Source organism: Acidovorax sp., from assembly GCF_046339755.1.
In the GTDB taxonomy this organism is placed as follows: domain Bacteria; phylum Pseudomonadota; class Gammaproteobacteria; order Burkholderiales; family Burkholderiaceae_C; genus Acidovorax.
Genome location: NZ_JBKDTZ010000160.1, coordinates 1 through 4,980 on the forward strand (window position 1 = coordinate 1; position 4,980 = coordinate 4,980).

The window sequence follows — 4,980 nt, forward strand, 5'->3', positions numbered from 1 at the left end:
CCTGGGCGCGTGTGCCGTTGCCTACCTGGTCTAGCCGTTGGTGCCTCGTGAGCTGCTGGCGGTGATGGATCGCCTTGCTTCGAGGCTGTCTGGCACCGGCTGGCGCATCGCCCCGGGCAGCCGGCAGCTGCTGGCGCCCACCGGCCTGGCCGTGGCACTGACGGGGGCCGAGGCCCTGGTGCTCGAGCGCTTGCTGGCCGTGCAGCCCCACAAGATAGCGCGCGAGGAACTCAACGCCGTGCTGGGGCCCGGTGGAGACCCGGGCGACACGCGTCGGCTCGACACCCTGCTCAGCCGCCTGCGCAGCAAGGTGCAGGCCGAGACCCAGTTGGCGCTGCCGGTGCATACCTTTCGCAACCAGGGCTTTGCGTTCGCGCAGTGATCCATCAGCGCCGGAACCGCTCGCCGTTGAAGTACGACAGTTCGACGAAATCCGTGCCGTTGTGGTCCTGGGGGCCATAGCGCAGCTCGAAGCCGCCCATGTCGTAGGGGCGCATGCTGTGCAGGGCGTCGACCAGTTTTTCGCGCGTGGCGGTGCGCCCGGCGCGGCGCAGGGCCTCGATCATCAGGCGGGCGCTCAGGTAGCCCTCCAGCGATGAGTAGCCCGGCTCGGCATCCGGCACATGGGCCTTGAGCGCATCGCGGTAGGCCTTGACGATGGGCTTGGCGACGTTGTCGGGGTTGGGTGCGACCTGGGCCACGGTGATGCCGCGCGCCGACTCGCCCAGCGCCGCCAGCAGCGGCCGCGAGCCCAGGAAGGAAATCGAGAACGCAGGTGCCTTCACGCGCTGGCGCAGCGACTGGTAGAACGGTATGCCCACGGCCCCCACAGCCAGCGAGATCAGGGCCGTGGGCTGCCAGGTGGTGATCTCGTCCACCGTGCGTGCCACGCCCTCGGGCGTCTCGGGCAAAAGAAAGGCCTTCCAGTCCTTGTTGTTGTGGGCCTTGGCCGCCGCGTCGAAGGCCGCCAGCGTCGCTTTGCCAAAAGGGTTGTCGATGTAGGCCACCGCGCACTTGGTGAAGCCTGTGGAGCCCAGTTGCTGCACGATCTTGTTGAGTTCCTGCGCATAGCTCGCGCGCGCGTGGAACACCAGCGGGTTGAACGGGCGCAGCGCGTCCGACCCCGTGCCGGGCGCGATCAGCGGCACCTTGGCCGCCATGGCCACGGGCAGGGCGCCCATCACGCTGGTGGTGCCGCCGCAGGAGAGCAGGGCGAAGACCTTGTCCTCCTCCAGCAGCCTCTTGGCGTTGGCGCCGGCCTTGGCCGGATCGCCGCCATCGTCGGCGCTCGTGAACTGCAGGCGCCGCCCGTCGATGCCGCCGCGCTCGTTCACCTCCTGGAAAGCCGCGGCGATGCCCTTGTTCATCTCAACGAATGGAAATGCCAACGGACCGGTGAGGGCGGCCGTCTGGCCGATGCGCCAGGGCTCGGTCTGCTGGGCGAGGGCCCAGGAGGGCAGGGCTACGCTGGTGGCCGCTGCAGCGCAGGACAGCAGGCGGCGGCGTGTGGGCGCAAGGGAGGGCGGACGCGCCGGCGGCGCGGGGCGGTGGATGGGCATGTGGCTTGTCTCCTGCGGTCTTTTTGGTGTGTATGCCGTGACGGGGCCAGCGGCGCAGCAGACAGTAGACAGACAGACAAACAGACAGGCAACCAACCAGACAGCATGCATGAATGAATCAATCTGCGCGCACGGCCCCATCGACGGCAGGGGCAGTATCGGGCGCAGGTCCGGCACTGCTTTGCGGGAAAACACGGGCAGTCGGTCACCAATCGTCACATTGGAGACTGTTCGGGCGGCATGGCAGGACGCCTCTGCACCGCAAAAGATCGTCCGCGTATGCTTGCACCCGGGCACTGCTTCGTTCTCACAACACGTCATCCACTTTGGCGCATCGCTCAAGGCCGTGGAGTGGGACTGGGCCGAATGGCTTGCCAAGTTTGAGCAACTGCTCTCCGGGATCGACGGTGAGGTTCCCACAGTGCATCTGCAGACCGAACTGGTGGGCAACCACACCTACATCTGGCTGCGCACGAACTATGCCCCGGCGGACTGGCCGCCGGTGGGGGCATTCAAGGGCGGCATGCGGTCCTTCTAGATTTCAATTTACACAAGATCCTTGGCGCCGGTAGGATCCCCGCCCTGGGTCCAGTAGAACTGCCATCCCCCGTTTTCCAGGTCCGCTGCGCGGGACGCCACGAAGCGCATGCCCAGAGCTACAGCCTGCCATCCATCCTCTCCAAAAATCTTGCGTGGCGGTCCATCCACAGGGCTCAGCTCCACGAAGACGCCCCATTCGCCGCCGGGCTCCTGGCGAGGCATGCCCACCCGCAGGACCACCAAGCCTTCGCCGGCACCGTCGGGTGCGACGGCGTACCACATGCGTTCGATTGCCGGTTCTGAGGTATTCATAAGCGATGGCTGTACCAGACTCTGGAGAACGTCTGCGTGGATTGATGGTGGCCTCAATCTAACGCACCAACGCTCGCGACGTTGTATCGCTGTGCGCTATAAAAAGACTCTTCGATCCTCGGAGCCGAGCCTGCATGCACATTACGCCCGACCTGTTCCCCGCCGCCAACCGCGCCATGGCCTCGGTGCTGCTGCTCTACTATCACCTGTTGCGCGAAGGGGGCATCACGCACGACCAGACGGTGTACCTGGACCCGACGCATTTCAGCGCGCTGGACCATGTGGACGTGACGGTGGACGCATCCGGGGCCGGCGAGATTGATGCTTCGCTGCTGCGTGAGGGCGCGGTGGTCTGCCTGCTGTGCGATCTGGACGACATGGTGTCCGAGCATGAAGACGACTATCTGCGGTGGCCTTTCACCCAGGCCATCCTGCAGGCGCATGCCCAGGGCCGGCTCGTGGCCGTGCCCGAGGTGGCGCTGGTGATCGCGCAGGTGGAGCGAGGCATCGGGCATCTGGACATGGCGCGCTACCGCGCGCTGCTGCAGGGCATCTACGAGAAGTACGTGGTGGGGCGCTGGCAGGCGCTGGGCGGCCTGCCGGGATAGGTCCCTCAACTGCGGCGGCGGCCCCTGCCAGAACGTCCTGCACGCGTATGCCCCGCGCTCTGGCAGGCACGCCGGTAGTCGCGCAGCGTCTGTTCAGCACGGCCTAGCACGTTGTCTGCCCCATCTTCGGCCGTGCTGGCCATGCCCGATGCCTTGCCCGTAAGCAGGGCAATGCCCTCGGCCACGTGCTCTGCCGTGTAGACATGGAACAGCCCGCGCTCCACCGCATCGAGGATGGGGCGCGCCAGCATCAGGTGGCGCCGGTTGCGCGCGGGGATGAGCACGCCCTGCGTGCCGTCGAGCCCTGCCGCCGCGCAGGCCTGGAACCAGCCTTCGATCTTTTCGTTGATGCCGCCCACGGGCAGCACCTCGCCGTGCTGGTTGAGCGCGCCGGTCACGGCGATGCCCTGGCGCAGCGGCAGGCCCGACAGGCTGGACAGCAGTGCATACAGCTCGGCGCACGAGGCCGAATCGCCCTCCACGCCGCTGTACTCCTGCTCGAACACGATGGAGGCATTGAGCGCCAGCGGTGTCACGTGGCTGAACAGGGCCGTGAGGTAGGCATGCAGGATGAGCACGCCCTTGTCGTGGATGGGGCCGGACAGGCGGACCTCGCGGTCGATGTTGAGCAGCCCTTCCTGCCCTGCGAAGCTGCGCGCCGTGATGCGCACCGGAAAGCCGAAGCGGTAGTCCGTGAGGTCGATCTGCGACAGGGCGTTGACCTGGCCCACGGCCTGGCCGGTAAGGCTGATGAGGCACTCGCCTTCGGCCAGGGTCTGGTGCAGCTCTTCCTCGGTCTGGTTGTGGCGCAGGCGCTGGGCGGCCAGGGCCGCCTGTACGTCAGCGGCCTGCACCAATGCCGTGGAATCGGCGGGGGCGCGCAGGCGGCACTGGGCCGCGCTCTCGATCACCAGGGCTTCGGCCTGGGCGAAGCGGGCGCTCTGGCGGCCCTGGTCGTCGGCCTCGCGGTGGCTTTGCTCGATCAGCAGGGCCACCGCCCCGGGGCCGAAATGCGGCAGGCCGCGCTGCGCGCAGCACTGCGCCACGAAGACGGCCGTGGCCCGGTGCGTGGCCGGTGTGGCGATGAAGCGGTCGGCAAAGTCCACCTTCACGCGAAAGCGGCGCGCGGCCTCGGGGTCGTTGTCCTGCAGGGCGTAGTACTCGTCCACCGAGCCGACGAGCACGATCTTGACATCCACTTCCACCGGCTCGGGCTGCAGGCCGGCCGGTGCTGCGCCGCCGCCGGGGCCTGCTCCGCTGCCACCCGCATCGTCGGTGATCTGCAGCCGGCGGCTGCGCAGGAAGCGGCGCACGCGCGGCCACAGGCCTTCCTCGGTGGCCAGGTCCTGCAGGTGCAGCAGGATGAAGCCGCCATGCGCGCGCAGCAGGCTGCCGGCATGGATGGCCGAGACGTCGGCCTGGCCGGGGTCGGCATCGTCGGCATTGGCGCCGTGGTCGATGCTGCCCATCAGGCTGCGCTGCTGCGGGTTGTCCTCCACGATCACGGGGGCGCCGCTGCGCCCTCCGTTGTCCACCGCCAGGTTCACGCGGCACTTTGCGAGCAAGCCGTCCAGGTCGTCCCTGCGGTCGGCCTCGGCATCGGTCTCGTTCTCGCCGTAGTAGGGCTCCAGCAGGTCGATGTTGCCCAGCAGCGCGCGTTCCACCTGGTCCAGCCACTGCGCCAGGCGGGCGGCCTGCGGGGCGATCTGGCGGGCGCCAAGCAGCGCTTGCTGCACCAGGGGGTGCACCACGGCGCGGCGCAGCGCGGCCAGGGCGGCATCGCGCTCGCGCTCCAGCGGGCGCATGGCCTGGGCGAAACGGTCGATCTCGGCGCGCAGCGCATCCTCGTCGCGGGCGATGGCGGCGCGGCGCTCGGGCGGCAGCACACGCGCCTCGGCGGCATGGCGCGGGTTGCCGCGCGTGCCCAGGGGGGGGGTGGCCCGCTGCCCGTGGGGGCGCAG

General features: G+C 68.6%; 6 protein-coding genes. 3 read left to right on the forward strand and 3 right to left on the reverse strand.

Going from position 1 to position 4,980, the window contains the following annotated elements; genetic code table 11:
* The first annotated feature begins 64 nt into the window (after window positions 1-64).
* On the forward strand, window positions 65-382 hold the full coding sequence (locus ACK59X_RS13505; RefSeq protein WP_409957837.1) for a helix-turn-helix domain-containing protein: 318 nt from the start codon (window positions 65-67) through the stop codon (window positions 380-382).
* A gap of 4 nt (window positions 383-386) precedes the next feature.
* Here the strand turns inward: ACK59X_RS13505 and ACK59X_RS13510 are convergent, their stop codons facing one another.
* The gene (locus tag ACK59X_RS13510; RefSeq protein ID WP_409957838.1) at window positions 387-1,559 is read right to left on the reverse strand and encodes an ABC transporter substrate-binding protein; all 1,173 of its coding nucleotides are present in this window, start codon (window positions 1,557-1,559) and stop codon (window positions 387-389) included.
* A 109-nt stretch (window positions 1,560-1,668) separates the two neighbouring features.
* On the opposite strand from ACK59X_RS13510, the gene ACK59X_RS13515 reads away from it, so the two are divergent.
* Window positions 1,669-2,097 carry a hypothetical protein gene (locus ACK59X_RS13515; protein ID WP_409957839.1) on the forward strand — a complete coding sequence of 143 codons (429 nt, stop codon included), beginning with the start codon at window positions 1,669-1,671 and terminating at the stop codon, window positions 2,095-2,097.
* Between the two features lie 8 nt (window positions 2,098-2,105).
* Here the strand turns inward: ACK59X_RS13515 and ACK59X_RS13520 are convergent, their stop codons facing one another.
* A complete protein-coding gene (locus ACK59X_RS13520) occupies window positions 2,106-2,381 on the reverse strand; it encodes a hypothetical protein (protein ID WP_409957840.1) in 276 nt (91 codons plus the stop codon).
* Window positions 2,382-2,545: 164 nt separating this feature from the next.
* On the opposite strand from ACK59X_RS13520, the gene ACK59X_RS13525 reads away from it, so the two are divergent.
* Window positions 2,546-3,019: a hypothetical protein gene (locus ACK59X_RS13525; RefSeq protein ID WP_409957841.1), complete on the forward strand. Its 474-nt coding sequence runs from the start codon at window positions 2,546-2,548 to the stop codon at window positions 3,017-3,019.
* A gap of 5 nt (window positions 3,020-3,024) precedes the next feature.
* On the opposite strand, the gene ACK59X_RS13530 is transcribed toward ACK59X_RS13525, so the two are convergent.
* The coding region (locus tag ACK59X_RS13530) for an AAA family ATPase (protein ID WP_409957842.1) at window positions 3,025-4,980 on the reverse strand (1,956 nt) is incomplete at its 5' end.

Bases quoted from the DNA above. Each gene is read 5' to 3' on its own strand.
- ACK59X_RS13505 (WP_409957837.1), top strand. From the start codon at position 65: ATGGATCGCCTTGCTTCGAGGCTGTCTGGCACCGGCTGGCGCATCGCC.
- ACK59X_RS13510 (WP_409957838.1), bottom strand. From the start codon at position 1,559: ATGCCCATCCACCGCCCCGCGCCGCCGGCGCGTCCGCCCTCCCTTGCG.
- ACK59X_RS13515 (WP_409957839.1), top strand. From the start codon at position 1,669: ATGAATGAATCAATCTGCGCGCACGGCCCCATCGACGGCAGGGGCAGT.
- ACK59X_RS13520 (WP_409957840.1), bottom strand. From the start codon at position 2,381: ATGTGGTACGCCGTCGCACCCGACGGTGCCGGCGAAGGCTTGGTGGTC.
- ACK59X_RS13525 (WP_409957841.1), top strand. From the start codon at position 2,546: ATGCACATTACGCCCGACCTGTTCCCCGCCGCCAACCGCGCCATGGCC.